The following is a 2,986-nucleotide window of genomic DNA, read 5'->3' on the forward strand; positions in this document are numbered from 1 at the left end:
CATATTATATGGTTAAGTCCTCGATCTATTAGTATTCGTCAGCTCCACATGTCACCATGCTTCCACCTCGAACCTATCAACCTGATCATCTTTCAGGGATCTTACTAGCTTACGCTATGGGAAATCTCATCTTGAGGGGGGCTTCATGCTTAGATGCTTTCAGCACTTATCCCTTCCGCACATAGCTACCCAGCTATGCCCTTGGCAGAACAACTGGTACACCAGCGGTGCGTCCATCCCGGTCCTCTCGTACTAAGGACAGCTCCTCTCAAATTTCCTACGCCCACGACGGATAGGGACCGAACTGTCTCACGACGTTCTGAACCCAGCTCGCGTACCGCTTTAATGGGCGAACAGCCCAACCCTTGGGACCGACTACAGCCCCAGGATGCGATGAGCCGACATCGAGGTGCCAAACCTCCCCGTCGATGTGGACTCTTGGGGGAGATAAGCCTGTTATCCCCGGGGTAGCTTTTATCCGTTGAGCGATGGCCCTTCCATGCGGAACCACCGGATCACTAAGCCCGACTTTCGTCCCTGCTCGACTTGTAGGTCTCGCAGTCAAGCTCCCTTATGCCTTTGCACTCTACGAATGATTTCCAACCATTCTGAGGGAACCTTTGGGCGCCTCCGTTACACTTTAGGAGGCGACCGCCCCAGTCAAACTGCCCACCTGACACTGTCTCCCGGGTCGATAAGACCCGTAGGTTAGAATTTCAATACAGTCAGGGCGGTATCCCACCAGCGCCTCCACCGAAGCTAGCGCTCCGGTTTCAATGGCTCCCGCCTATCCTGTACAAACTGTACCAAAATTCAATATCAGGCTACAGTAAAGCTCCACGGGGTCTTTCCGTCCTGTCGCGGGTAACCTGCATCTTCACAGGTACTATAATTTCACCGAGTCTCTGGTTGAGACAGTGCCCAAATCGTTACACCTTTCGTGCGGGTCGGAACTTACCCGACAAGGAATTTCGCTACCTTAGGACCGTTATAGTTACGGCCGCCGTTTACTGGGGCTTCAGTTCAGAGCTTCGCTTACGCTAACCCCTCTCCTTAACCTTCCAGCACCGGGCAGGTGTCACCCCCTATACTTCGCCTTACGGCTTCGCAGAGAGCTGTGTTTTTGCTAAACAGTCGCTTGGGCCTATTCACTGCGGCTTTCCGTTAAGAAAGCACCCCTTCTCCCGAAGTTACGGGGTCATTTTGCCGAGTTCCTTAACCAGAGTTCTCTCGCACACCTTAGGATTCTCTCCTCGCCTACCTGTGTCGGTTTGCGGTACAGGCACCTTTTATCTCGCTAGAAGCTTTTCTTGGCAGCGGGGAATCAAAGACTTCGCTCCATAAGGAGCTTCCCCATCACAGCTCAGCCTTTACGATAAGCGGATTTGCCTACTTATCAGCCTAACTGCTTGGACGTGCACAACCAATCGCACGCTTCTTCTATCCTTCTGCGTCCCTCCATTGCTCAAACGATAAAGAGGTGGTACAGGAATATCAACCTGTTGTCCATCGCCTACGCCTGTCGGCCTCGGCTTAGGTCCTGACTAACCCTGAGCGGACGAGCCTTCCTCAGGAAACCTTAGGCATTCGGTGGACGGGATTCTCACCCGTCTTTCGCTACTCATACCGGCATTCTCACTTCTAAGCACTCCACCAGTCCTTCCGGTCTGACTTCACTGTCCTTAGAACGCTCCCCTACCACTGATACCATTGGTATCAATCCGCAGCTTCGGTGGTGTATTTAGCCCCGGTACATTTTCGGCGCAGAGTCACTCGACTAGTGAGCTATTACGCACTCTTTAAATGGTGGCTGCTTCTAAGCCAACATCCTAGTTGTCTAAGCAACTCCACATCCTTTTCCACTTAATACACACTTTGGGACCTTAGCTGGCGGTCTGGGCTGTTTCCCTTTTGACTACGGATCTTATCACTCGCAGTCTGACTCCTAAGGATAAGTCATTGGCATTCGGAGTTTGACTGAATTCGGTAATCCGATGAGGACCCCTAGTCCAATCAGTGCTCTACCTCCAAGACTCTTACACTTAAGGCTAGCCCTAAAGCTATTTCGGGGAGAACCAGCTATCTCCAGGTTCGATTGGAATTTCTCCGCTACCCACACCTCATCCCCGCACTTTTCAACGTGCGTGGGTTCGGGCCTCCATTCAGTGTTACCTGAACTTCACCCTGGACATGGGTAGATCACCTGGTTTCGGGTCTACGACCACGTACTAAACGCCCTATTCAGACTCGCTTTCGCTGCGGCTCCGCCTCTTCAGCTTAACCTCGCACGGGATCGTAACTCGCCGGTTCATTCTACAAAAGGCACGCCATCACCCGTTAACGGGCTCTGACTATTTGTAGGCACACGGTTTCAGGATCTCTTTCACTCCCCTTCCGGGGTGCTTTTCACCTTTCCCTCACGGTACTGGTTCACTATCGATCACTAGGGAGTATTTAGCCTTGGGAGATGGTCCTCCCAGATTCCGACGGAATTTCACGTGTTCCGCCGTACTCAGGATACATTCAAGAGAGAACGAAGTTTCGACTACGGGGTTGTTACCCTCTACGACGGACCTTTCCAGGTCGCTTCGTCTACCTCGTTCCTTTGTAACTCCGTATAGAATGTCCTACAACCCCAAGAGGCAAGCCTCTTGGTTTGGGCTATGTTCCGTTTCGCTCGCCGCTACTCAGGAAATCGCATTTGCTTTCTCTTCCTCCAGGTACTTAGATGTTTCAGTTCCCTGGGTCTGTCTTCCTTACCCTATGTATTCAGATAAGGATACCATACCATTACGTATGGTGGGTTTCCCCATTCGGAAATCTTCGGATCAAAGCTTACTTACAGCTCCCCGAAGCATATCGGCGTTAGTCCCGTCCTTCATCGACTCCTAGTGTCAAGGCATCCACCGTGCGCCCTTTCTAACTTAACCAAACTAAAAATTAAAAAATATGAGCTACACTGTTATCTAGTTTTCAAAGAACATAC

General features: G+C 51.2%; 1 rRNA gene. It reads right to left on the reverse strand.

Annotated elements, in window-relative coordinates:
- Positions 1-8 precede the first annotated feature (8 nt).
- Positions 9-2,930, reverse strand: a 23S ribosomal RNA gene (locus tag MR168_RS32520).
- Positions 2,931-2,986: the final 56 nt, after the last annotated feature.

Origin of the sequence: Bacillus cereus group sp. BfR-BA-01356 (genome assembly GCF_022663635.1) — a bacterium.
Lineage (GTDB): Bacteria > Bacillota > Bacilli > Bacillales > Bacillaceae_G > Bacillus_A > Bacillus_A cereus.